The 273-nt window shown below is 70.3% G+C and carries 1 protein-coding gene; it reads left to right on the top strand.

Going from position 1 to position 273, the window contains the following annotated elements:
• The coding region (locus CVH10_RS20490) for a hypothetical protein (RefSeq protein ID WP_219924905.1) at positions 1-273 on the top strand (273 nt) is incomplete at both ends.

The raw sequence follows: 273 nt of genomic DNA, 5'->3' as shown, positions 1-273 counted from the left end.
AGGCCAACAAGATCCGCAGCGTGCAATGGGACAGCCCGGCCTTCAAGGCGGGCCTGGCCGTGGGCATGGAGATCGTCGCCGTCGACGGCCAGGCATCCACGCCCGACCGGCTGTCCGCCGCCGTCACCGCCGCCAAGGACCCGGCCGTCCCCGTTGCGCTGATCGTCAAGGACGGCGACCAGTTCAGGACCGTCGTCCTCGACTACCACGACGGCCTTCGCTACCCCCGCCTGGAACGGATCCCCGGAACCCCCGACCGCCTGACCGACATCC

It is taken from the genome of Halomonas sp. ND22Bw, assembly GCF_003011945.1.
Lineage (GTDB): Bacteria > Pseudomonadota > Gammaproteobacteria > Pseudomonadales > Halomonadaceae > Halomonas > Halomonas halophila.
This window is presented reverse-complemented; position numbering and strand designations above follow the sequence as displayed.